General features: G+C 41.2%; 21 protein-coding genes and 2 pseudogenes. 7 read left to right on the top strand and 16 right to left on the bottom strand.

The window, feature by feature from the left end; translation table 11 throughout:
- Nucleotides 1–79 precede the first annotated feature (79 nt).
- Both CDG76_RS30940 and CDG76_RS30935 read left to right on the top strand, forming a co-directional pair.
- Nucleotides 80–1132 (top strand): fatty acid desaturase, encoded by a 1053-nt coding sequence (locus CDG76_RS30940; RefSeq protein WP_094352668.1) that lies wholly within the window; start codon nucleotides 80–82, stop codon nucleotides 1130–1132.
- A gap of 220 nt (nucleotides 1133–1352) precedes the next feature.
- Nucleotides 1353–2432 (top strand): fatty acid desaturase, encoded by a 1080-nt coding sequence (locus tag CDG76_RS30935; RefSeq protein WP_094352667.1) that lies wholly within the window; start codon nucleotides 1353–1355, stop codon nucleotides 2430–2432.
- 117 nt (nucleotides 2433–2549) lie between these two features.
- Here CDG76_RS30935 and CDG76_RS30930 read toward each other — a convergent pair whose 3' ends face one another.
- The 8 genes from CDG76_RS30930 to fdxB all read right to left on the bottom strand — a co-directional run bounded on the left by CDG76_RS30930 (nucleotide 2550) and on the right by fdxB (nucleotide 9513).
- Nucleotides 2550–2999, bottom strand: coding sequence for an ArsC/Spx/MgsR family protein (locus tag CDG76_RS30930; RefSeq protein WP_094352666.1), 450 nt, complete (start codon nucleotides 2997–2999; stop codon nucleotides 2550–2552).
- Nucleotides 3000–3274: 275 nt separating this feature from the next.
- Nucleotides 3275–3886, bottom strand: a complete 612-nt coding sequence (locus CDG76_RS30925) for a cupin (RefSeq protein WP_094352665.1) — start codon at nucleotides 3884–3886, stop codon at nucleotides 3275–3277.
- Nucleotides 3887–4169: 283 nt separating this feature from the next.
- Nucleotides 4170–4655, bottom strand: coding sequence for a hypothetical protein (locus CDG76_RS30920; RefSeq protein WP_094352664.1), 486 nt, complete (start codon nucleotides 4653–4655; stop codon nucleotides 4170–4172).
- A gap of 135 nt (nucleotides 4656–4790) precedes the next feature.
- Nucleotides 4791–5390: a cytochrome c oxidase subunit 3 gene (locus CDG76_RS30915; RefSeq protein WP_094352728.1), complete on the bottom strand. Its 600-nt coding sequence runs from the start codon at nucleotides 5388–5390 to the stop codon at nucleotides 4791–4793.
- 161 nt (nucleotides 5391–5551) lie between these two features.
- The gene (locus tag CDG76_RS37880; RefSeq protein ID WP_094352663.1) at nucleotides 5552–5830 is read right to left on the bottom strand and encodes a hypothetical protein; all 279 of its coding nucleotides are present in this window, start codon (nucleotides 5828–5830) and stop codon (nucleotides 5552–5554) included.
- A gap of 8 nt (nucleotides 5831–5838) precedes the next feature.
- A complete protein-coding gene (ctaD, locus tag CDG76_RS30905; RefSeq protein ID WP_094352662.1) occupies nucleotides 5839–7527 on the bottom strand; it encodes a cytochrome c oxidase subunit I in 1689 nt (562 codons plus the stop codon).
- Between the two features lie 179 nt (nucleotides 7528–7706).
- Nucleotides 7707–8696: a cytochrome c oxidase subunit II gene (locus CDG76_RS30900; protein WP_094352661.1), complete on the bottom strand. Its 990-nt coding sequence runs from the start codon at nucleotides 8694–8696 to the stop codon at nucleotides 7707–7709.
- 523 nt (nucleotides 8697–9219) lie between these two features.
- Complete coding sequence (fdxB, locus tag CDG76_RS30895; RefSeq protein ID WP_094352660.1) at nucleotides 9220–9513, bottom strand: ferredoxin III, nif-specific; 294 nt, start codon at nucleotides 9511–9513, stop codon at nucleotides 9220–9222.
- A gap of 1194 nt (nucleotides 9514–10707) precedes the next feature.
- Here fdxB and CDG76_RS30890 point away from each other — a divergent pair.
- Nucleotides 10708–12297 carry a helix-turn-helix domain-containing protein gene (locus CDG76_RS30890; protein WP_094352659.1) on the top strand — a complete coding sequence of 530 codons (1590 nt, stop codon included), beginning with the start codon at nucleotides 10708–10710 and terminating at the stop codon, nucleotides 12295–12297.
- 237 nt (nucleotides 12298–12534) lie between these two features.
- Here the strand turns inward: CDG76_RS30890 and CDG76_RS30885 are convergent, their stop codons facing one another.
- Nucleotides 12535–13512: a sucrase ferredoxin gene (locus tag CDG76_RS30885; RefSeq protein WP_094352658.1), complete on the bottom strand. Its 978-nt coding sequence runs from the start codon at nucleotides 13510–13512 to the stop codon at nucleotides 12535–12537.
- Nucleotides 13513–14616: 1104 nt separating this feature from the next.
- Between CDG76_RS30885 and CDG76_RS30875 the strand changes: the two genes are divergently transcribed.
- On the top strand, nucleotides 14617–15369 hold the full coding sequence (locus CDG76_RS30875) for a Mut7-C RNAse domain-containing protein (protein WP_094352656.1): 753 nt from the start codon (nucleotides 14617–14619) through the stop codon (nucleotides 15367–15369).
- 4 nt (nucleotides 15370–15373) lie between these two features.
- Here the strand turns inward: CDG76_RS30875 and CDG76_RS30870 are convergent, their stop codons facing one another.
- Nucleotides 15374–15595, bottom strand: a complete 222-nt coding sequence (locus CDG76_RS30870) for a hypothetical protein (protein ID WP_094352655.1) — start codon at nucleotides 15593–15595, stop codon at nucleotides 15374–15376.
- A 110-nt stretch (nucleotides 15596–15705) separates the two neighbouring features.
- Between CDG76_RS30870 and CDG76_RS30865 the strand changes: the two genes are divergently transcribed.
- From CDG76_RS30865 to CDG76_RS30855, 3 genes and pseudogenes are all read left to right on the top strand, one after another.
- Complete coding sequence (locus CDG76_RS30865; RefSeq protein ID WP_094352654.1) at nucleotides 15706–16680, top strand: ROK family protein; 975 nt, start codon at nucleotides 15706–15708, stop codon at nucleotides 16678–16680.
- A gap of 380 nt (nucleotides 16681–17060) precedes the next feature.
- Complete coding sequence (locus CDG76_RS30860) at nucleotides 17061–18644, top strand: hypothetical protein (protein WP_094352653.1); 1584 nt, start codon at nucleotides 17061–17063, stop codon at nucleotides 18642–18644.
- Nucleotides 18645–18749: 105 nt separating this feature from the next.
- Nucleotides 18750–18926, top strand: a pseudogene (locus tag CDG76_RS30855) (ROK family protein); the annotation flags it as partial.
- Between the two features lie 126 nt (nucleotides 18927–19052).
- Here CDG76_RS30855 and CDG76_RS30850 read toward each other — a convergent pair.
- The 6 genes and pseudogenes from CDG76_RS30850 to CDG76_RS30825 all read right to left on the bottom strand — a co-directional run bounded on the left by CDG76_RS30850 (nucleotide 19053) and on the right by CDG76_RS30825 (nucleotide 23405).
- Nucleotides 19053–19448 (bottom strand): hypothetical protein, encoded by a 396-nt coding sequence (locus CDG76_RS30850; RefSeq protein WP_094352651.1) that lies wholly within the window; start codon nucleotides 19446–19448, stop codon nucleotides 19053–19055.
- 18 nt (nucleotides 19449–19466) lie between these two features.
- Complete coding sequence (locus tag CDG76_RS30845) at nucleotides 19467–19844, bottom strand: hypothetical protein (protein ID WP_143854200.1); 378 nt, start codon at nucleotides 19842–19844, stop codon at nucleotides 19467–19469.
- Between the two features lie 222 nt (nucleotides 19845–20066).
- Nucleotides 20067–20654: a Uma2 family endonuclease gene (locus CDG76_RS30840; protein ID WP_094352649.1), complete on the bottom strand. Its 588-nt coding sequence runs from the start codon at nucleotides 20652–20654 to the stop codon at nucleotides 20067–20069.
- A gap of 50 nt (nucleotides 20655–20704) precedes the next feature.
- Complete coding sequence (proB, locus tag CDG76_RS30835; protein ID WP_094352648.1) at nucleotides 20705–21814, bottom strand: glutamate 5-kinase; 1110 nt, start codon at nucleotides 21812–21814, stop codon at nucleotides 20705–20707.
- A gap of 370 nt (nucleotides 21815–22184) precedes the next feature.
- Nucleotides 22185–22724, bottom strand: coding sequence for a YqeG family HAD IIIA-type phosphatase (locus CDG76_RS30830; protein WP_094352647.1), 540 nt, complete (start codon nucleotides 22722–22724; stop codon nucleotides 22185–22187).
- A gap of 53 nt (nucleotides 22725–22777) precedes the next feature.
- Nucleotides 22778–23405 (bottom strand): annotated as a pseudogene (locus CDG76_RS30825) (hypothetical protein).
- Nucleotides 23406–23566: the final 161 nt, after the last annotated feature.

Raw genomic sequence — 23566 nt, 5'->3', positions numbered from 1 at the left:
AAGCGCTAATGTGAAGAATTTTTACGGCAAGTTACTTTTTGGTGACTTGGTGGAGGAGTTTGTTGTTTTTTAGGTGTCCATGACTACATCAATAATTAATAGCCAGAAACTAAGTGACGAGCCTAGTAATTCCGACTTCCGGCTCAAAGATATTGTCAAAACCCTGCCAAGGGAATGTTTTCAGCAGAACCGTCGCAAAGCTTGGACACAAGTCCTGCTGAGTGTCTTGGCAGTCGCCTTGGGCTATTACAGCCTGATTATCACTCCTTGGTTTCTCTTACCCCTAGCTTGGATTTTTACGGGCACTGCTTTAACAGGTTTTTTTGTAATTGGCCATGATTGTGGACATAGGTCTTTTGCCAAACGTCGTTGGGTAAATGATTTGGTAGGGCATTTTTTCATGATGCCGTTAATTTACCCCTTTCATAGTTGGCGCATTAAGCATAATTATCACCATACTCATACCAACAAGCTGGATGAGGACAACGCTTGGCATCCCATTAGACCAGAAGTGTTTGAAAATTGGGATAAAACCCGACAGTCTGCTTTTGAACTGTTCATGCGTAAACGCTTCTGGTGGGTAGGTTCCATTGGACATTGGGCTGTGGTGCATTTTGATTGGCGGAACTTCAAAACAAAAGACCAATCGAGTATTAAGCTGTCTGTGGCTGTAGTAGTTGTGTTTGCAGCGATCGCTTTCCCGACTCTTATCGCCACAACTGGTATCTGGGGATTTGTCAAATTTTGGCTAGTACCCTGGATGATTTACCATTTTTGGATGAGTACTTTTACTATTGTTCACCACACTGCCGCAGATGTTCCTTTTGCGACAGCGAACAAATGGAACGAAGCTCTAGCGCAGCTATCTGGAACTATTCATTGTGATTATCCACGTTGGGTAGAAGTCTTGTGCCACGATATCAATGTTCATGTCCCTCATCATATTTCCACTGCGATTCCTTCTTATAATTTGCGCCTAGCTTACAGCAGCATCAAAGAAAATTGGGAGCCTTATCTACATGATGAGTGTCAGTTTTCTTGGCCTTTAATGAAGCAGATTACAGACCAATGTCAACTATACACAACTGATGTTGGCTATAAGACTTTCGACGAACATTATACAGAGCAATAAATAGCACTCTGACTATACTCACGCTCTTGAACTCAACGAGAGCGTTTATCATGCTGTGTTTAAATAGAATTTGGCGACTTTTTACTAACTAAAAATTGTTAGGTAAATTGCCAAAAATTATCTTCTTTGGTGTTAGCGATCGCTAGTTTCGTGGGCATCCTAGAGGTGAGATTATCTTGTCTCAAATAAAGTTCCGATTTATATCCAACAAAAGAATCCAGTGCAATTAGATACCATCACGTTCAACAATCCTCCTGGCTGCGAAACGTCTGAGGATTCCACTAAATTACCTTTCACTCTTCAAGATTTAAAAGCTGCAATCCCAGCTGAATGCTTTCAGCCCAATGTAACAAAATCACTTTTTTACTTTTTTCGTGACATCCTAATTATCGGTCTGCTTTATGCAGTAGCTAATTACCTGGATTCTTGGCTTTTCTTCCCGATTTTCTGGCTAATGCAAGGAACGATGTTTTGGGCTTTGTTTGTAGTCGGGCATGACTGCGGACACCAATCTTTTTCTAAGCATAAATGGCTCAATGATTTGATTGGACATCTTTCTCACACACCAATACTTGTTCCTTATCATGGTTGGCGGATCAGTCATAGAACCCATCACAAAAATACTGGCAATATCGATAACGATGAAAGCTGGTATCCTGTGACAGAATCACAATATAAGGAGATGCCTTTAGCCCAAAAGATCGGCAGGTATTATGTTTTTCTCTTGGCTTATCCTGTGTATCTGTTTAAGCGTTCTCCTAATAAAGAAGGCTCCCACTTTATGCCCAGCAGTTCGCTTTTCAAACCATCGGAAAAATGGGATGTCCTCACTAGTACTGTACTTTTGATTGGCATGGTAGGCTTGCTCGGTTTCCTCACCTACCAATGGGGTTGGATGTGGTTACTGAAATATTATGCTGTGCCCTATCTTGTGTTCATAGTTTGGCTAGATTTGGTGACATTTTTGCACCACACTGAGCCAGAGCTTCCCTGGTATCGTGGAGAAGATTGGACTTTTTTAAAAGGTGCAATTTCTAGTATTGACCGTGATTATGGTTTGGTTAATCATATCCATCACGATATTGGTACTCATGTTGCTCACCATATATTCCTTAACATCCCTCACTACAATTTGTTGAAGGCAACTGAGGCAATAAAACCAGTGATGGGTGAGTATTTCCACAAATCGGAAGAACCTATTTGGAAGTCATTATGGCGTTCATGCGTCAGCTGCCATTTTGTACCTGATACTGGTAGTAAGGTTTACTACACATCCAACAACAAGTTAGCTAAAGACTAGAGCCTATTTCAAAAGCCCTCTCCCAAGCTTGGGAGAGGGCTTTTGATTCATAGAAGAAGTCTAATAACTTAAGCTGGCTTGCTTTTGATGTTGTTCACCATGATGGTTACAACCAGCCTAATGATTATGGTGATGATGACCATGACCGTGGGAACAGTTTTGCAAATCTTGCTTCAAAAGCTTGTCGCTGATTTCTTGCAAAGATTCATCCACAGCTTGTAAGCCAATCCAAGTATCAATCTTTTGGACATCAAATCCTACCTCACGCTGTTCGCCTACTTCTAACAAAGGACGGCGAATTAACAGTGGCTCTTTCAGCATCAGCGCCAAAGCAGTTTGTTCATCCACTTTTTCAGGAACCACCTCACCAGATTTTACTTTTGGGGCGGAAGGATTAAACCATTCGGCTACGGGGCGATCGCCAAAAAATGAGCGCAACCGTTCAACTGTCCAAGGTTCTGTTAGCAGGTTCTGTGGTATCACTTCATGACCGGCAGCTGTTAGCAAAACTTTTTGCTTAGTACCACCTTTACAGCCTGGTTTGCTATAGAAAATTACTCTTGCCATTTAACTACCTCTTAGTAGAATACGATTCGTTTGTAAGGGCGCACGGCTGTGCATTGGTGTCAAATTAAGGCGAAAACTATATCAGACAGGTGTTTTGCAAATCCCTCACGCCCTCATCCCCTAACCCCTTCTCCCTTGGGAGAAGGGGAATTAAATGTCTAGCTCCCCTCTCTCTTGGGGAGAGGGGCTGGGGGTGAGGGCAAAACGTTGTCACCAAGAGGGTTTAGGGTTAAGTTGACACCAATGCACGCCTGTGATGACCCTACTGCGTGATGCTAAAAGTTTTTAGCACTATACTTAATCGGGTCAAACTCAAATCTCTGATTCGGATCGGTTTCACCGTAGATATTAAAAGTCACAGTTGGTTCATCACCCACTGCTTCTACACAGTGAATTGCATCGGGAGTAAAGCTAATAATGTCTCCTGGGGATAGAGTTACCTCTCCCGTTGCTTCAATTTTGTCCTGAAATTCGGGGCTATTAGTGCGTCGCCAAAAAGTATTTTTTTCCTGACCTTTTAACACCGCGACTATTCCCCATGTCCCATGATTATGAATGTTTGATCGGGTTCCCGGTGCAAATGTTACTGTTTGCACAGTCAAGGGAAAACCCAATTCATCGTATAGGAGTAAAACAGAGGTTCCCGTTTTGGGTGAAGGCTCTAACTGTTGACTTCGTACCCAGTAGGAATTTACTATCAAGCGCCTTACGAGCATCCGAATTTCTGGTAGACAACTGACTTCATCATCCCCGCTATTGAGAACATCTTCCACCTCAGTTAAAAACCGATAAAGGCGATAATTTTCTCTCAATAAATCCCAGGCTCTTACAGATTTACAAGCTTGATACTGACCGTCCCCCGTTAGCAGCCAATCCCTACCTTTCATAACTTTTAAATTGATAACGGAGAAGATTGGACGATCAGGATCGGAGAGACATTAGGAATATTACCTACAGGAAGTTTAGTAGGTATAATGATAGGAGGAAAGATAGAGTTACTATCAGTAGCTGCTCCTAATAGGGAGTAAGAGGAATACGATCTGGTAGATAACCAATTGTTCATGATTTTTCACAAAAAGGGCATTCATTGGGCATTGGTTGTTTTACAGACGCGATTAATCGCGTCTCTACGCACCCCCACTCTTTCTTGTCGAGAAGTGCATTGACTAATTAATCATCTTCTTCTGCTGGACGTGTCAAAATATCCAGGAGAATTCCGGCACCAAAATCATGCTTTTCGTCTATTTCTTTGACTTTGGTGCTGATTTTTTTTGCTTCCTCAATTTCTCCTAAATTTGCTAGTACTAATCCAGAAGCAGCATAAGCATTTAAGTACAATCGAATTTGTGGTTCTTCTTTGCGACTGACTAGTATCGGCTTAAGTTGCTCCCAGTCATCAGGAAAATTTTCTAGTTCTTTAATTTTATCTAATAATTTGGCTGTTGTTTGTAGTGCAAGAGAATAATTATTTTTATAATAGAAAAATCTATATGCTGCTACCAAGACATCTGTATTTTCACCAGTTTGTGCTAAAGCTTGTTGAATATATTTTTCTGATTCTGATGTATTTTCCCAGTTTTGTGCAGCTAAAACTAATAAGTTTTTAATGTCTTCTGGAACCTGGAACCATGAGAATTGGTTTGTATTAGCTTGCATAATAAAGTCCTGGAGAGTTATGAGTTACGAGTTAGGAGTTAGGAGTTAGGAGTTATGAGTTAGAAGTTGTGAATTACGAGTTAGAAGTTATAAATTATTAACTCTTCACTTCTGGCTCCTCACTCCTAACTTTTGTTAAAACAAAGTCAGAATGTACACCAAGGTGAATAATACAATCCAAATAATGTCTACGAAGTGCCAGTAAATTTCTGTCATTTCGATGAAAGTATGATTGGTTGCAGAATATTCACCGGGAAGACGCGATCGCCACAATGCACGTAATATCAATAACAGTCCCACAAAAACGTGCAAACCGTGGAACCCGGTCATGATATAAAAGCAGTTGGCGAAGACGTTGGTAGTCAGTCCGTATCCTAATGTTGAATACTCATAAACCTGACCACCTAAGAAAATTGCCCCCATGAGTGCAGTAATTGCATACCACAATTGCATTCCCTTGAGGTTATTCTTTTTAATCGCCGTATCACCGAAGTGAATCACGAAACTACTAGACACCAGAATAATGGTGTTAATTGTCGGCACAAGTAGTTCTACTTCACTTCCTTCTGGAGGCCAAACCGCTGTAGTACCTCGGAAAAATAAATAGGTGGCAAAAAATCCTCCAAACATCAGGGATTCAGAGGCGAGGAATGTCAAAAGTCCCCAAACTCTTAAATCTGGATGTTCTTCGTGTCCTGCACTGCGATCTTCGCTTGTCGTTGTAGCTATAGTCATAGATTTTTTGACAATATTATCCACTGTGTCTGTTGTGGAAGCTTGAATGAAGAATGAAGTCTGAAGCGGCAAAATTTTCATTCTTCATCCAAAATCCTTATTTAACCCAACTCTTAACTTGTTCAGGAATTCTCAAAATTCCGAGTTTCGAGTTCTGAAGCTCAAGTTTTGAGTTCCAAGCTCGGAGTTTCAAGTTCCAAGCTCGGAGTTTTGAGTTCTGAACTCGGCCTTTCAAGTTCCAAGCTCGGCCTTTCGAGTTCTAAGCTCGGCCTTTCGAGTTCTGAACTCGGCCTTTCGAGTTTCAAGCTCGGCCTTTCGAGTTCTGAACTCGGCCTTTTGAGTTCTAAGCTCGGCCTTTCGAGTTCTGAACTCGGCCTTTCGAGTTCTGAACTCAAATGAATAAAACTTGCAATCACCTTGAGAGCGATCGCATCACTCACTCTACAAACTAAGCACTAGCTTCTGGTGTTGCAGATGACTGTAATTCAGTTCTATGCTCCTGACCGTAGTCATAAGGGCCATGAGTCACAACCGGCAACACTTCCCAGTTTTCAATTGCGGGTGGCGAGCTAGTTGTCCATTCTAAAGTCAAAGCTTGCCAAGGATTATCACCAGCCAAAGGCCCCTTCAGCCAACTGTAGATCATGTTGATGGCAAAGGGAATTACCGATAATGCCAAAACAAATGAACCAAAGGTACAAATCTGATTGAGGTCGATAAATTGGGGGTCATACATTGCCACTCGTCGGGGCATTCCTTTCAAACCCAACTCATGCATGGGTAAGAAAGTAAGATTAGTGCCGATGAAGGTAAGGGCGAAATGAACCCGTCCCCAGTTTTCATTCAGCATTCGTCCGGTCATTTTGGGGAACCAGTGATAAATGCCGGCGTAAATGCCAAACACGGAACCGCCAAACAGAACGTAGTGGAAATGTCCGACAACATAATATGTGTCGTGGACGTGAACATCAAAGGGGGCTGTTCCCATCGTCACACCGCTTAAGCCGCCCATGACAAACATGGATAACAAGCCAATGGCGAAAAGCATCGCCGTGGTGAAGCGGATTTTACCACCCCAAAGGGTAGCAACCCAGGCAAAAATCTTCACGCCAGTGGGAACTGCAACTATGAGAGTGGAGATAGTGAAGAACATCCGCATCCAACCGGGTGTGCCGCTGGTAAACATATGGTGTACCCAGACGAACAAACCGACAACGCAGATGGCGACACTAGAATAAGCGATCGCTTTATAACCAAAGATTGGCTTGCGGGCGTGTACTGGAATTACCTCCGACATGATGCCGAAGATGGGCAGAATCATTAAATATACTGCCGGGTGAGAATAAAACCAGAACAAGTGTTGATAAATTACAACGTTACCGCCTGCATCTGGTTTAAAGAAGGAGGTGCCAAAGTTGAGGTCAAACAACAACAGAACTAAACCGGCTGCTAATACAGGTGTGGAGAGAAGTGCTAGCAGTGAGGTAGCCAAGATTGCCCAGCAAAACAAGGGCACTTGATCCCATTTCATGCTAGGAACCTTCATCATCAAAATGGTGATCACAAAGTTCAGCGAACCCAAAATTGAGGAAGTTCCCACCAAAACGATCGCTAATATCCACATAGTTTGAGCGATTGGTGCTGTCACCAAACTCAAAGGTGGGTAAGCTGTCCAACCAGATTGGGAACCGCCAAAGATGAAACTACCTAAAATGAGCGCACCTGCTGGTGGGTTTAACCAAAAGGCGATCGCGTTTAGCTTTGGAAACGCCATATCCCTGGCACCAACCATCAAGGGCACCAAATAGTTACCAAATCCCCCAATGGCGCTAGGGACAATCCACAGGAAGATCATAATCGTCCCGTGATTGGTCATGAAAGCGTTATACAGATTGGGGTCGAGTAAGTCTGCATCTGGTGTTGCTAATTCGGCACGGAGAGCAACAGCCATCAGTCCGCCGATGAGATAGAACACAAACGCCGTCACCAGGTATTGAATACCAATAACCTTGTGGTCAACATTAAATGTAAAATAGTCCTGCCATTTCCACGCCTTCGGATGAGAGGTGTGGCCAATCACCATTTCCGGTTTATTTTCTTCTGGTGGAGTATTCCGTGGAAATTCTACCTGCGTCATATTTTTTACCCTTATGCAAAGTCCAGGGTCAAATGTTCAAAGTAATTAAATGTGACTCTTGACCGGCAATTTTAGATTTTAGATTTTGGATTTTGGATTAAAAGAATTTTTTGATTTATCCCCCAGTGGCGTAGCGAAACCAATCTAAAATCGCAAATCTAAAATCCAAAATCGTTTGACTAATGACTCATGACTACTGACTCTAAAGTTGCTGCACCAATTCCCATATCATGGGTGTGGGGCGCGAGAAACTCTGAGGTTGATAAGTCGGCGGGATTAATTGCAACGACTTGATTTAGATTTTGCTGTTGAGCAATCTGGTTTTCTGTCCGCCAGCTATCATATTCTTCTGGTGTGTGGACAATTACCTGTGTCCGCATTGAACCGTGATAACCACCGCACAACTCAGCACAAACTACGGGATATGTACCTGGTTTGGTGGCAACAAATCGCAGTTCGGTAGGGATACCGGGTAGTGCATCTTGTTTCAACCTAAAGTTTGGCACCCAGAATGAATGAATTACATCGTCTGCTGAAAGGTTGAGTTGCACATCAGCACCAACGGGTATGTGCAATTCCCCAGAGGTAATGCCACTATCGGGGTAATTAAATATCCAGGCGTACTGTATCCCTTTGACATCAACAACTAAATCGGCTGGTTTGTTAAGGGTTTGAGGAGACGCGCCGATGCCAATTGTTGGGGCAATTGTCGGGGCTGTTGTTGCTTCAGAAGCATCGCTAAGTGTAGCTGCAAGAGCAGTTCCCGGCTGATGAGCAACATGAGCAGCTGAATGAGGATGACCCGCAGGCTCAAAACCGCCCATTTGGTTAAAAACATCTACGCTGTAGATGCCCAAACCGAGGACAATCACCGTGGGAATTGCTGTCCAAAAGATTTCTAAGGGAACGTTGCCTTCTATTGGCAAACCATCGGTATCATCACCGCGACGGTGACGAAACTTCACCAAAAAAACTACAATTGTTCCTTCTACCACCAAGAAGAGTGCGATCGCAATGGTAAACATGACGTTAAAAAAACTGTCTACCAAAGGCGCTTGTAACGATGCCTGCACCGGCATGAGAGTGTGGTTGTGACCGATCCAAATGCTGATTGCTGTAACTACTATCCCAGCAACCAGAGTCCATAGTGAAACAGGAACTTGTTGCATACATGCTACCTGCTTTGTAAACCGTCTTTAGAGGTGTTGTTTTCTGAGTTTAGGTTTTAGGGGAGAGGTTACAGGTTACAGGTAATAGGAATTCATCTATTCCCTGTAACCTGTACCCTATTCCCTTGTTCTTTCCCCATTCCCCATTTCCTTTTCACTTATTAACTTTCTAACGTGCAGCCATTAAAAAAGGGGGAAACTTCCAGATTTTTTCCATATCTTTCCCCCACAAAATTACAAATTATATTTCAACTCATATCACAAAGTTAGCCCCCTGCTTTCCAAAAAGCTTGTTGTTCCAAGGGGCACTGTTAGTCCTAATATTGATTAGGCTATATTAGCAGCAAGTTTAAATTTGTTAATAACGAACAATTTACGATTTACGGATTTGTTTACTGCGAACTTTTTATTAGTTCCGGTAAATATTTAGTATTCCCCTCAAGTTACCTTGCCTAGCGCATTTGCGCTGATTACAAACAGTGCCTCCTTGAATGAACAACAATTTTGATTAACTCCAAAAACCTTAATTGTTTAATACAGCATGGGTATAGCAATTCTTGGGGCAAATCCGTGAACAAGCTTCACAACCAATACAATTCTCTGGAGAAGTAACTGCCATTACTTTCCGTTCAATTTCTTCATCATCTTCATCTTCCACAAATTCGCCTTCTTCATTGAGTGCCTTTAATCCAAGCACATTGTACCCGCAGACTTTAACGCATCTGCCACAGCCGATACATTTATCTTTGTCAATTTCCTGAGCGAATTTTGGTGTCCAAGCCTTACCGCCAAATGTCAAACCTGTTAGTTGTGCCATGAATAAATCCTCGGCAATTTTGCCTGTCAATCTGTTTGTGCATTAATCATCATACTATCCTAATCTTTTATTCTTTTGTATTCAAAACTTACTTTTATCTCATCAAATTTCGATGACTTTGAACACAATCTTAAATTGTTTTTCTTTCAATTTATAGATGAAAATCATTGCCAATAATTATTATAAATCTTTCTTATTCCTCGTTCCCATGTTCTGCATATAAATGCCTTCATCGAGTCTCTGACTCAATATCTGACTGGAGGCAGCACCTCACGATCAGCCTTCAGATGCAGAGTATATAGCGGTTCTCAGTTGCATAGAATACAGACTTAACCCTCAGCCTCTTCCCTACTAGCGTTGGGGAGTAAAATTCAAAGCCTCTCTCCTTTTAGGAGAGAGGAATGGAAGTGAGGTCAAAGTGTATTGCATCCGAACGAGAAGCGCTATAAATCAGAAATTGAGGATTTGAAACCTAATGTGGTTTAGAACTGCCGATTTAACTATTATTTCCAGCAAATGCAACTATATCTATAAGAGTAATGATATTCTTTTGCAAATATTTTCAGATTTAAGCAAATAATTTCATATAAACAGTATACATACATACCAGACTATATGTTCATCAGTTACATTTTGATATCTGCAATATGTAGTTTAGAAAGCAACAATTTTCAAGTTATTTTGATTCAAATATTTAGATAAATGGTGACAAAAGGAATATTATTACTTGACCGGAATAAACAGAATTAATTTATGAAGGAACTGTAAACTTTATGGCAGAATATTGTCATGCATTAAATATTAAAATTGTTAACAAATCAGATGAAGTCCAATTCTCAGAGGCTTATTTTTTCCTAAAAAGACTTTGGATAAGGTTTTATGGTCAAAGCTAAATTGTTCATTAAATATGTAATTAAATAAATGTTAAGATTTTTTTCTAAGCTCGACACGAACAAATTAATCATTTTTTTCATGAAATGTATAGTTAATAAGAAGTTTTATTAGGTCTGGTTTTAAAGCCTTAAATAGCTTCCAATTGGATACAAAGTCAAATATGGATGTGGGAAGTGAATGTGGTGAGAAAAAATTATTCTCGCCATAAAGATAATGTGGTAGCGAGTCATGAATAAACAGGACTCATCCAGGGGAGACCTGAAACAGACATCTCAACGATTAGAGTGGGAAAAGAGCCAAATGCCTTATACAATTCCTAACAACAGTTGCGTTGGATGTGACAACTGCCGCCCCCAATGTCCTACGGGTGCAATCAGAATAGAGGACAATGAATACTGGATTGATCCTGGTCTTTGTAATAATTGTGAGGGCTATTATTCAGAACCGCAATGTGTAATAGCTTGTCCAACTAATTCTCCCATTCCTTGGCAGTCTAAAAAGGGAAGATGCAAAGTTGAACCAAGAGATGCTAGCAGCTTAGACTTGTTTTCTAATGGTAAGAATAATCCATTTGCTTCAGCGATCGCAATTTGGGAAGCTTGTAATGTATTAGCGCAGCGCACATCCCTACATTGGGAAACCGATGAAGAAGGCTACATCAGTTACAGCCGACAAGTCAATCAAGGACGAGGTGCGATCGCATTTCATATCCAAGATCCCTTCAAAGTGAACGACAAGGCCACAGATATAGCAGCAATTGAGGGGCTTGACATCAGAGCCGCTTGCATACATCTAATTTTTGCAGCTTATGCTACAGCCTTAGAGCAACCTTGGGAGCAAGAATTTGCGATCGATGAGCGACAAATCGAGAAATATTTGGGGATGGAGAAACGCAAAGATTTAAGCAAAGCTGCCAAGCTAGCTTTAATGAAAAATATTGTCCAGCAAGCTTGCTCCCTAATTATCTCCATTGACTGGCCCCAGCAAGGTCGAATTAATGGATTTTCTCTTGTTGGCAGCCGCTTATGGCACTTAGTAGATATTCAGCACCACTTCCAAGAAGACAATCTCGGATGCAAATATCTGATTGGGCTAACTTTTAAAGTCAAAGCGGGCTTATGGGCACAATATTTCTTAAACAAACAAGCATGTAAAGAGCGAACCGCATTCTATCAATACGGCAGTCTCCCCAAAACACTGTTAACCACAGTCATGAGCATTTGGCAGCAACATGAAGGCGCAGTTCGACTAATGCTGTGGTTGCTGTTTAAAACCAAAATGGGCAAAGAACAACGCATCACCATTCCTACCTTGCTGCGTATTGCTTACGGTGAAGAAAAAGTCGCCCTTGCATCCAGACAACGAGAAGAACGCAAACGTCTGCTGCGAACTTTTGAAAGCGATTTAGAAATTCTCAATCACTATGGAATGAAACCGCTTTTCGATCCAGTTACTTACCCACCAGAAATTCAACCTTTGTGGGCAAAGTTAATCGATCTTCCCGAAGATCCAGATGAAGCATTAGAATTTTGGACTAATGACGGTAGTGCTGAAACTCGCCTCACAGATACAGGCCCCCGTGGTAAGTGGAATCTGCTAATGAATGCGCGGATTTTAGCTTTTGAACTCCCACCAGAATGGGAACAGCAAATCTCAGAATCGGAAAAAAAGAAAACAAGAACTGCCAAAGCCAAAAGGAAGCCCAAAGCTACAAACGATTTACTAGGCGAACAGATTTTGCAAGCGCGAAAAAATTTGAATCTCTCCCAAAGAGAGTTGGCAAAACTTACGGGTAAAAGCCAAAGCTGGATTCGAGATATTGAAAATGGTCGTTTAAAAGCCAAATTAGAAGACCAAGTACTGTTACGAAAAGTCTTAAATATGGCTTAATCTTGATTCAATATTTGGAATTTAAACGCACAGGGGCGCAGATATTTTATTACGAATTTGTGCAGCATTATACTAAATACAGTATTTAATTAATTCGTAGCGAACTCAACCTAGTAATACTCTGCGTTCCTCTGCGCTTCTCTGCGTTCGCGCAGCGTGTCGCAGACAGACGCTGACGCTCCTAACGTCGCTACCGCTTCGCTAATGCGTCCCTCTGCGTTTAAAAATTTTCCATTTCTATGTACTATAACTAATTACCTTACTAGAGGCAATCCAAAGACTACCAACAGCATATTTAGTAACTACTAACTCTCGTGTAGCATTGCATGAACTCTTGAGTTGTTGAGTCTTGGTTTCATCTTTGACAAGTTTAGCCTGATAAGTATAGAGAGAACCACAAGGTTGTTCAAAACTCATTTCAGCCAAGATAGTACTATTGTCTAAACTTTGCTCTAAAATTTTGCCTGCAACTTTGTAATTAAACCAATCCCACCCTTTATAAAGAATTAACTCTCTTTCCAAAACCTGAAGTGCAGCAGGTAGAATTCCCCAGCCTCGATAGACTTGATGTAAACATTGAATATCACCAGTACGAGTCAAAATCGATCTAAATGAATCTCGATCGAGACGACCGTAATATCTTCCCTCTGGCAAGTCTATAACTGTTGGTGCAAACCGATGTCCACCAAAGTGCGATGATTTCCAAATTCGCACATTCTCTAAGCACAAATCAGCATTACTCGCTGTCACATGGAAGTAAAAAGGAGCGCCATATCTTGCACAACACTTATCATGGCTACCGTGGGTACAAACTAAAATATCTCTAGTTGTACTAGTTTCTACTTCCAAATTAGAATCGATACCCCATATCCATTTTTGGACAACTCCTGCTACTTGCTCAATATTTGCTAGCTTAAACTCTTGCTTATGGTATCCATTACTTAGCCCCTCTTCTTTTTGATAAATCAAAAGCGTAGTATGATTTACCTTGTGTGATACATCATTAGCAATTAATAAAAATCTAATCGGGAGTTTAGCACGCTTCACTTCTTCTACCAAAATCCTCAAATTTTGGGGTACCCATTTGGAGTTAAAGGCTTCTGATGTCCAAGGTAAAGGACACTCAACTAAAATATAAGTTTGATAATTGGTGGCACTACCAATAACATCTTCTCCTACTTGCCGTGAATCATCAGAACAAAAAAAAGTATTCATCTCGCTGTACTCATTAGCGTATTTTATGGACAAAAGGTATTACAAAATACAATTGTGTTCTTAGCTACAATATCCTTGGCTAAAGGAGATAAAAAAGAACAATATTCATTTCCCAGTTAAAACTAGGTAGCCACTTTATAACATCATTATTGATCGAGGTCTTTCCGGTTAATAAATTCTCCCCAATAAAGATAAACAGTGTCAAGATAGATTTTTCCGTATCAGTGGCGTTAATTTTGTATCTAGTTTTATTGTTATTTGGTATTTCATAAATTTTCATTTGCGGAAATTAAGTTTTTCTGAACTTGGTTCCTTTGGCAAAATCAAATATATTAAACCTGCTATATAGACGCAAAGCAACTTGGAGAGTTACCGACGATTAACTTGCTGACAATATCGATGTAGCTGACACTACAATCAAAAATATTCCTAGCAGCAACCTAGTTATTTAAAGTTTTGCCGAAATTATCTACATAGCTAGTTACATATCCTGTTTTTACACATAAAAATATAATTTTGTGCCACCTTCTGAGAAATGTATTCCTAAAGATAGATGCGGAAATATTTAATCAGCATAGAAAGCTTTGGTAAGCCAACACTGTTTTAAGACTTCCTCCACACTATCTGCTTTTAATGTGTCTATCGATCTATACATATTGAAAATAATTCTCAATAAGTAGAGAAAAATAAAAACAATCAAATTGGAGGCAAATGCTTTATTGCCCCGGATTCCATGTGCCATAAGTTAATAATCAAAATTAGTGACTAATTATTAGCAGCGTCACTGATATCAACATTAACAAATTTGGTATTTAGCGTTTTACCTAGTTTAACTTCCTGAAGTTCATGTCAGGGTTTGATGATAGGCATCTGCTTTGACTGTAACTGAAGTCAATAAGAAATGCAAGTATTTAAGAATCTTTATGACTTCTTTACAGTTTGTTGCCTCTAGAACATTGCTTAAATCAAGGTGAACAAGCATTTCATCGTTGAGATATCTTACTACAACAAGCATTGATAGTTTCAATATAATAGATAAAGTTTTGCAATTGTGACAAATTATTGCTAGTAAAGGCGCACTTACTAGTCCAAATATCTGTAGCTATGGCGATCGCATATTTCTACTTTCATGCAGAATTGAATCATTTTTTACCACGGCATCACAAACAGGTGAGAATCTCTCATGTGTTTGGGGAAAAAGCCTCAATTAAGGACATGATTGAATCTTTGGGTGTCCCTCATCCAGAGGTGGATTCTATAAACGTTAATGGTGAATATGTAAATTTTTCTTACATAGTTTCCGATGGAGACACTATCAATGTTTATCCAATTTCAGCTAGGAATGTTATTATACCAAGCGTTTCTGTTCTGCCAAAACCGCTCAGTATTATCCGTTTTGTTTTAGATATTCATTTGGGGAAGCTTGCGACATCTTTACGACTTTTAGGTTTTGATACTTTATACCGCAATGACTACGAGGACGATAAATTAGCCCAAATATCATCTAGTCAAGCGCGGATTCTCTTGACTCGTGATAAAGGTCTATTGATGCGTAGTTTGGTAGCCTATGGGTATTATGTTAGAAACACTAACCCTCAACAACAAATCCTAGAAGTACTACAACGCTTCGACTTGTTTGAATTAATCTCACCATTTAAACGGTGTTTGCGTTGCAATGGATTATTAGAATCTGTGGATAAGCAATCCATTATTGAACAAGTGCCAGAAAAGGTGCAATCGCAGATCGATCAATTCCAACGTTGTCAAGACTGCGATCGCATTTATTGGAAAGGTTCACATTATGAACGATTGCAACAGTTTATTGATGGAGTACTCAACTCACAAAAAGGTGAATAACTATTTACCCAGCTGAAATATTCCCACTAATTATTTGACTACCCCCGATTCTGGGGTCTTCATCTTCGCGATTCAAATCATCAGGAGTGGGATTTTGCTTACTCTGTCCACTAACTTCTTCTGGTTCAATGGGATCTGCCTCTTGAGCTTTATCAATATCAAGAGAGCGAGGAGGTTCTTTGGCGTGAGAGAAATCGATAAGTGGATCGGGTTGCTCAGTAGTCATAAGTTGCTAAATAATAGTGTAGTTTTTCTAGTGTTAAATGTATCTTGAGTACAAACATCTTTCTTCAGAAAGAAACTACGTTGTGTGATGGTGTAATAAAAGGTGAGTGAATGACATTAATTTTAGCTCTCGATTTTGGTGGAACAAAGCTGGCAGCAGCAACAGTCAATATCGGTTCGAGAAAGTGGTTGCGTTATGAACGTTGTCTCTCGCCAGTAGGTGCAGATGCTAGCACTGACTTGGAAATAATGCGATCGCTCATTTACTCTCTGTTGCAAGACACAAAACCTGCTGCGATCGGTATTAGCTTTGGCGGCCCAGTTGACGCTTCCACGGGAACGGTGCGACTATCTCATCATGTGGCTGGATGGGAAAATATTCCTCTCAAAGCTTTGTTGGAAGAGGAGTTTGGCGTTCCTGTTGATGTAGATAATGACGCGAATATTGCTGCTTTGGGAGAACATCGCTTTGGTGCGGGACAGGGATACGATAGCCTGTTTTATATTACTGTCAGTACTGGCGTGGGTGGTGGTTGGATACTCAACGGCCAGCCTTGGCGGGGTGCTGGTGGGATGGCTGGCGAAATTGGACATATCGTTGTAGATCCGGCTGGGCCAGTTTGTTTGTGTGGGAAGCGGGGATGTGTGGAACGTTTGGCTTCGGGGCCTTATATGGCGCAAAATGCTAGGGAAATTTTGGAGAACGAACCGCAGAGGCGCGGAGGACTCAGAGATGGAGAGATTTTGAGAGGTTTGGTGGGGAATAATTTAACGTTGCTGACGGGACAGTTGGTAAGTGAGGCGGCGTCAGCTGGTGATGATTTGGCGAAGGAAGTTTTACACAAGGCTGCTTGGGCGCTAGGTGTGGGTATTGGCAATGTGGCGAATTTGATGAATCCGCAGCGCTTTGTGTTGGGAGGCGGGGTGACGAAGGCGGGGGAGGATTTTTGGCGGTTGGTGCGTCAGGTGGCGCGGGAGACGGCTTTGCCAGAAGTTGATTTTGAAATTGTGCCGGCGGTTCTGGGGGATGATGCGCCTTTATGGGGCGGAGTGGCGATCGCTTCTATGACAATCCCGAATTTGTAAATGAGTGACGTGTGGAATGCATAAGTGCAAACAGAACTGGGTAGAGGATGTAAATTTAGGCGAATAAATCTTAATACTCAGGTGAAAGATGGAATGGTAAGTTTTTTAAAGCTTATCTATCAATAGGTACTAGACAAAAATTTTCAAGTAGCCCTTTTCCCTGCTTCCAGAGACGAGGAAGATTTCGCCGCCGTAGTATTTCTTACGGTAGAAAACATTCTATTCTCATTTCTACGCTCCCTTCCGTCCATCTATCGCCTTTCCCTCCCCTCCTTTGAGTAATGATAAAGACTCTACGCTCCCTTCTTTCCTACACAGCTTTAGCTACTATTGTTTTAGTAGCTGTAGTCACAACCCATTTAGTAACTACGCAGAAAATTGTGGCTGCCGAATCTACCAGGAGCTTGTACGTCTACGTATCTCCCACGGGAAGCGATACCGGAGGCGATGGATCGCTAGGCAAACCATTGAGGACGTTGGCGTATGCAGCAAAACAAGTTCAACCGAATCAAAACTACACGATTTATTTGAACCCAGGCGTCTACAGGGAAACGGAAGCGACGGTACTTCCACCGGGAGTAAATATCGAGGGAGCAGGTGAATCAAGCGTGACTATCACTAGCAATGGTGCTATTCCTGCTCCAGGAGTAAATACTGGCAGCAGTGACTGGAGTCTTTGGCATCATGGAAGTATTATTCAGCTTGTCTCGCCTAGCTACTCCGGCTCGAACCCTCGGTACGGCTCTCCTTCCGAGATGATTGAAGCGACAGACGGTAATCAGACGTTAGGCGGCTTCACCATAGATGGGAACGGCAAAACCATCAAAGCCGGCATCTGGGTAGAAAATCGTAACAACGTGACTACGCATAATGTCACGTTCAAAAACTTCCAGCACAGCGGTGCAGTTTTTACCCGTGGCAACATGTGGTGGTACGTCCCGCTTCCAGAGGGAAAGTGGATGAAGAACACAACGATACATGATTGCACGTTTATCAACTCCGCAGCGGATGGAGTATCGGGAGCATCTACCGGGAACTTGAGACTTGGAGGGCTAGATGGCGCTGACATCTACAACATTACTATCCGAGAAAATAAAGGATACGGCATAAAGTTCATGCATGTAGGTCATATACGTAACGTGAAGATTCACGATTGCGACATCCAGGTTCCAGAAGTTGATTCCCAGTGGAGCGAGGATGCTTCCATTGAACTTTGGAATTTGAGTTATGGAAACGAAATCTACAATGTTAACTGTAATACGTGGTTATCGATGGTCAATCATTCAATAATGAATGAATACCAGCCGACAGCTACACACCCAAGCAATCTCAAGATACGAAACTTACGAATAAAAGATATTGACGGACAGAGTGTTAAGGAGTCAATCGAAGTTGCTTTGAGCGGAGTCGAGATATCCAACTCCTATTTTCAGGATAAAGGCTTCGGTATTGCGATTTGGGGAGGGAAAGCATGGGGCGGAACTATAGAAAATCACGATATCAACATCCACAATAATATTTTCGCAAATGTTGCTCGTAAAGTTCAATTTGGTTTCGGGAACAGTGCTGCCGTCTTCATTCCCGATCCAGCTTCCAACATCAAGATTCACAACAACGTGTTCGATAGATTAGGGAATAGCCTACAAATCAACTCCGCAGACAGGATATCGATCAAAAATAATGTGTTCTTGAACTCTCAAGGAGACGATGTGCAAGGAGGTAAGAACATTGCTTTCACTAATAATCTCCGCAGAAATACGAACCCAGCAAAGCCAACTTGGCAGATCCAATTCGCGGTTAATGCGACAAACATCCAGGGAGATCCAAGATTTACAGGCACGGGCGATCGTTGGAACTCTTACTACAAGCCGGCTTCGTCACGCAGTCTTGTGGTGGATAGAGGAACTGATGTCGGACTTCCTTACTCCGGTTCGGCACCTGATATCGGTCGATGGGAGTGGTAAGGAACGTTGATTTAATAAAATCCAAATTTTGGGATCGGAGTTTGGCTATACCAAAGCCTTTAAGGATAAAGTGTCCGAATTAAGATCCTGACTCAATACTGCTTGCGCTTTGTGTTGGGAGGCGGTGTGACAAAAGCGGAGGAAGATTTTTGGCGGGTGGTGCGTCAGGTGGCGCGGGAGAGGGCTTTGCCGGAAGTGGATTTTGAAATTGTATCGGCAAGGTTGGGCGATGATGCGCCTTTGTGGGGGGCTGTGGCTTTAGCAGAAATGAGGATGGCTTGAAAGGTAAAAAGGCCATCGCTTTTCTGTAGCTTTTTTGGGTTACTTATTAGATTCTTTAACTAAAAGCTATTAGGCGAGGCGAACTCTTATCGGTAATACATATAGTAAGCAATATGAAGCAATGGATTACCTTTTTGGTTTCCGCCTGTAATGTTCCGTCACCCAATGACCGTTTCTCAGATGAGGCTTGACAAGTACATAATCAAACGCAGGAAGCTGATTTGTAATTTCAGAGTTTCTGTGAACGAATTTCCCAAGTAAATCTTGAGCCAAAGCTGAGGTCGCAATTACCTTTTGAAGTTTGTATGTATCCTCAATAGCATTTAAATCCCCTAGTTTCTCACATGAAAAATCATAAAATAAACCAAAACTACCTGCTAATCCTCCAAACACTACCATAGCCCAGTATAATTGAGCTAGTTGTCCCAGAGTTATATAACCGACCATACACAATATGGCTAGTGTCCAACTCCAGTCAACTATTTCTTTAATACGCTGAAAATGCTGGCGCAATGATAACATTTAAGGATACTGAAAAAGTTAACTCGGAGACGTAGATTTCTTTTGAGGTACTGTGCATTTCAAGAAAATAGGTTTAGGTCTATCTGGGTTACTTTTCAAATTTAAGTCTTGCTTATAAGGCTCACAATAATTTTTATATATGCGAACTTTAACGTAGTCTGTAGTTGGTATTTGAACTCTGAAAGCGCCTAAATTATCAGTTGTATCTGTATCAGACCCACCTTCAGATTCCATTATTACTTTTGCACCAACTATAGGAACTTGAGTCGCTTCATCAAAAACGCTAACTTTTAGACTACTTGAGTTTAGTACTGTAGAAGGCTTATTTTCAGCGCTTTCTTTATCTGAGGTATTCAGCCCTGGAACGTGAGTTGCAGCCCCATAGCCGATAGTCAACAAGAGAAATCCAGTCAGGGCGTACCAAATAGGTTTCGGTATATTACTCAGATCCATATAGTTGGCAGATGCGGATGTGTATTGATTAGCAAAGTTAAATTATAAACATACTTATACTACCGCACGGTAAGAATAGTTTATGGAGTCTTCACGAAACAAGCTCACTTGTGAAAAACTGGTTAAGAATGTGACGAAATTTAAAAATCACTAATCGTTTCATTATTACTGTTGAATATCTTGGCGAAACTCCCTAATCGCTTCCAAGGGAGACGATAACAAAACACAACGATTGAGCAGGGATAAATCTAATTCTGCTAATAGCTCACTTTTAACAACTTTCTCATATTCTTGTTCTCGTAAGCAGTAGACTTCAATTGTGCCATCTTCCCAAAACCAAACTTCCGGGACTCCCATTAATTTGTACTTCTGTAACTTTATGGGACTACCGCTAGTAATGACTACTTCAATACAGAGGTCTGGTATAGATTTGTCGGTTACAAAGCAATAAGATAAGTCAGCTTGATATTCTAATATCTTGGGAACAATCTGGCTAAAACTCCCACTGGGGAAAAATTCAATACCCTTGACTTCAAAATAAGTAATCAGCAGTGCAGCAATTAAACACTTAATCGCCTCATGAGGCTTACCAATAGTCACTATTTCTAAGACTCCATCACAATAAAATAAGCGCACTCCTGGTACATTTTCAAAGCTAGCTTGAATCGCTTTAAACTGTTCCCAACTTAACCCATGTCGAAAGAAGCGTTGTTCTTCAGGTAAGTTAACAGCATTTTCTAACGTTTGAGTCATAAATTTTTACTCTCTCAGTTAGTAGTCACAAAATTTATCTCATTTCCATTTTAAGTCAAAACCAAATTATCCCGATGAATAACGGTTTCTGCACCGGCATAACCTAAAATTGTGGAAATTTGTCGTGAATGACAGCCGCGAATCTTTTGCAGTTCATTGCTGTTGTAATTTACAAGTCCTCTGGCAATTTCGTTACCGTTGGTGTCACACAATTGCACGGCATCCTGTGTGTCAAACTCTCCTTCTACTACTTTAATTCCAGCTGCTAATAAGGATTTTCCTGCTAGAGAAATTGCCGCGATCGCACCTTCATCTAAATACAATTTCCCCGCAGGTACAAGTCCGTAAGCTATCCAACGTTTACGCGCCGAAGTTGGTTCTGGTTGCGGTTCAAAATGCGTCCCAATCAGTTCGCCTTGGATAATTTTTTCGATATTCCGGGGAAATCGCCCTTGAGTAATTACGGTACGTACTCCCGCCGTAATGGCAATCCTCGCAGCCGAAATTTTTGTCGCCATCCCACCAGTACCCCACTGGGAACCTAGGGAACTTGTTTGGATCTGTAATTGAGCTAATTCTTTAATGCTACTAACTAAAGCGATCGGTCGGGCATCTGGTACGGAACGCGGATCAGCTGAGTACAGCCGATCAACATCAGTGAGCAAAAATAGCCAATCTGCTTCTACTAAACTGGCAACCAATGCCGAAAGGGTGTCATTGTCGCCAAATTTTAGTTCGTCTATTGCTACGGTATCATTTTCATTTATTATGGGGATCACTCCCAGTCTCAGTAATTCCTGAAAAGTGTTGTATACGTTGAGATAGCGGCTGCGCTGTACCAAGTCGCTACGAGTCAGTAATACTTGGGCGATTGCCTGTTGCAGAGTAGTAAATAAATCATCATATATCCGAATTAACCTGCCTTGTCCAACTGCTGCTACAGCCTGTTTCAGTGCGATCGCCTTGGGCCTTTCAGTTAAGCCCAAACGCGCACAACCTACTCCTACAGCGCCAGAGGAAACCAAAATCACCCGATGTCCTTGGCGTCTTAAATTGCAGAGTGTTTCCGCCAAAGTAGCGATGGTAGAAAGTGCTAATTGTCCCGTTTCAGGTTGAGTTAGGCTGGAAGTACCGATTTTGACAACAATTGTTTTAGTCATTAGACTTCTTGCATAAATCAAAAAAAGAACCCCACCCCGCCTTTTACTTACGTCAAAGTCTCCCCTCCCCGCCTGCGGGGAGGGGCTGGGGGTGGGGTGTTAGGAGACTTTTGCAAGAGGTCTATTAATCATTAGTCATTAGTAACTGACGAATGACAACGGACAAATGACAAAGGACAAATGACTAAAGAAATTGTAAAGCGCCAATCCCTCTATAGTGAAGGTTGACGCTTTACGGAAGTATATTTACTTAGTATGAGTTAGGATCTTTTTTGGCTGATCCCATGTTATTAATACTTATGATCCCCGATTTTTTGGTTCCAGTAAGATTCCTTAACCATTTCTTTAGATTTACTTTCCTGACGATTTCTCAACTTTTGTGAATCTTGGTTTTCTTGGGGGTAATAGAGGCTCCCAAAATTTCAGATATCCAAACTTCAAAGTTGCGGATGGGATGAGAACGGAGGGCTGCGTCTGCATGGACTATTGGTTCAACTAAAATGGTAAACATTCCCAGACGATTACCTGCTAAAACATCGGTAAACAAGCGATCGCCTACCATTCCCACTTGATGCACTGGTAGATCCATTCCCCTCAGTGCTGCTCTAATTTTGCGTCGGGAAGGCTTGGCTGCACCTAAGTAGTAAGGTAAGTTGAGCGATCGCGCAATTCCACCAATTCGTGCTTCACTGAGGTTGTTACTCACCAAGCACAGTGCAGTACAGGTACGGATTTGCTCTACCCACTCTCGTAGTTCTGGGGAAGCTATCCCGACTGTAAAGGGTACTAAAGTTTCATCTACATCCAATACCAGCCCTTTAAGCCCGTATTTTTGGATAATATCTGGTGTTAGGTTCAACACTGAACCCTCTAAAATCAAGTCAGGCTGTAAAAGATTGTTCCAGACCATAGTCAACAGTCAAATGTAGATAGGTAAGACAAATGAGCATAACCCAATATAGTTTAATTAGTCGAACTCCATCCTGGAATGTCTCCCTGAACATTTTGAGATAAAATTCCTAAAATCTTATCTATCTCTTTGATGTAATAATTACTCAAATCAATAAATATATCGTTTTCTTTTAACTTCAAAAACTTCCAAATGTCGCCTGTTGTTACCGCACCATAAATTTTACTAATTTCATTTCCTTCTTGTTGATTAAACAATTGTGCTGCCAACATTGCAGCTGCACATTGACCTAATCCACCTTTAATATTTTCATTTTTGGCTTCAATAATCACCACCACTGGCACATTAATTGTTAGCTGCTCTTTAGAACGACTGATGATAAAGTCACAGTATCCATTCAGACCTTTTTCTGCATCTACATTAAAATCTGTTCCCGAAAACAAACTAATTGGATAATTAGCTCTGCGTCTTACCTCCAACAATATCGGAGTGATAATCATTTCTGATCGAGCTTTTTCAGTATTAATTGCTAAAGCCAGTTCTGTAGTTTCTTCTAAAGAATTTTTGAGTTTATCACTTGCCTGTAAAGGTGCTATGTCAGCACATAAATCAGTTTCTTCATCAATGCGGATGCTGAACGACTTTTTCAAATTTACTTAATGTAAAATCGCTATAAGCCAATTTCAGCACCTCATACCAATTTTAGATTTAGATAATGGAATTGAAAATCACGACCAAACCACTTATTCCAGAATCTTAAACAATACTAGTTGTCCCAATTTCTTATCAATGTTTCATAGCTTCCACATTTAATGGGACATGGTAAAAGGTTTAGGTAGATT

Source organism: Nostoc sp. 'Peltigera membranacea cyanobiont' 210A (assembly GCF_002246015.1).
Taxonomy (GTDB): Bacteria; Cyanobacteriota; Cyanobacteriia; order Cyanobacteriales; family Nostocaceae; genus Nostoc.
Note: the sequence above shows the minus strand (reverse complement) of the source record. Positions and strands in the feature narration are given on the sequence as shown.

Excerpts from the sequence above, each read along its gene's own strand:
- CDG76_RS30940 (WP_094352668.1), top strand. The coding sequence starts at position 80 with ATGACTACATCAATAATTAATAGCCAGAAACTAAGTGACGAGCCTAGT.
- CDG76_RS30930 (WP_094352666.1), bottom strand. The coding sequence starts at position 2,999 with ATGGCAAGAGTAATTTTCTATAGCAAACCAGGCTGTAAAGGTGGTACT.
- CDG76_RS30925 (WP_094352665.1), bottom strand. The coding sequence starts at position 3,886 with ATGAAAGGTAGGGATTGGCTGCTAACGGGGGACGGTCAGTATCAAGCT.
- CDG76_RS30920 (WP_094352664.1), bottom strand. The coding sequence starts at position 4,655 with ATGCAAGCTAATACAAACCAATTCTCATGGTTCCAGGTTCCAGAAGAC.
- CDG76_RS30915 (WP_094352728.1), bottom strand. The coding sequence starts at position 5,390 with ATGACTATAGCTACAACGACAAGCGAAGATCGCAGTGCAGGACACGAA.
- ctaD (WP_094352662.1), bottom strand. The coding sequence starts at position 7,527 with ATGACGCAGGTAGAATTTCCACGGAATACTCCACCAGAAGAAAATAAA.
- CDG76_RS30900 (WP_094352661.1), bottom strand. The coding sequence starts at position 8,696 with ATGCAACAAGTTCCTGTTTCACTATGGACTCTGGTTGCTGGGATAGTA.
- fdxB (WP_094352660.1), bottom strand. The coding sequence starts at position 9,513 with ATGGCACAACTAACAGGTTTGACATTTGGCGGTAAGGCTTGGACACCA.
- CDG76_RS30890 (WP_094352659.1), top strand. The coding sequence starts at position 10,708 with ATGCCTTATACAATTCCTAACAACAGTTGCGTTGGATGTGACAACTGC.
- CDG76_RS30885 (WP_094352658.1), bottom strand. The coding sequence starts at position 13,512 with ATGAATACTTTTTTTTGTTCTGATGATTCACGGCAAGTAGGAGAAGAT.
- CDG76_RS30875 (WP_094352656.1), top strand. The coding sequence starts at position 14,617 with ATGGCGATCGCATATTTCTACTTTCATGCAGAATTGAATCATTTTTTA.
- CDG76_RS30870 (WP_094352655.1), bottom strand. The coding sequence starts at position 15,595 with ATGACTACTGAGCAACCCGATCCACTTATCGATTTCTCTCACGCCAAA.
- CDG76_RS30865 (WP_094352654.1), top strand. The coding sequence starts at position 15,706 with ATGACATTAATTTTAGCTCTCGATTTTGGTGGAACAAAGCTGGCAGCA.
- CDG76_RS30850 (WP_094352651.1), bottom strand. The coding sequence starts at position 19,448 with ATGTTATCATTGCGCCAGCATTTTCAGCGTATTAAAGAAATAGTTGAC.
- CDG76_RS30840 (WP_094352649.1), bottom strand. The coding sequence starts at position 20,654 with ATGACTCAAACGTTAGAAAATGCTGTTAACTTACCTGAAGAACAACGC.
- proB (WP_094352648.1), bottom strand. The coding sequence starts at position 21,814 with ATGACTAAAACAATTGTTGTCAAAATCGGTACTTCCAGCCTAACTCAA.
- CDG76_RS30830 (WP_094352647.1), bottom strand. The coding sequence starts at position 22,724 with ATGGTCTGGAACAATCTTTTACAGCCTGACTTGATTTTAGAGGGTTCA.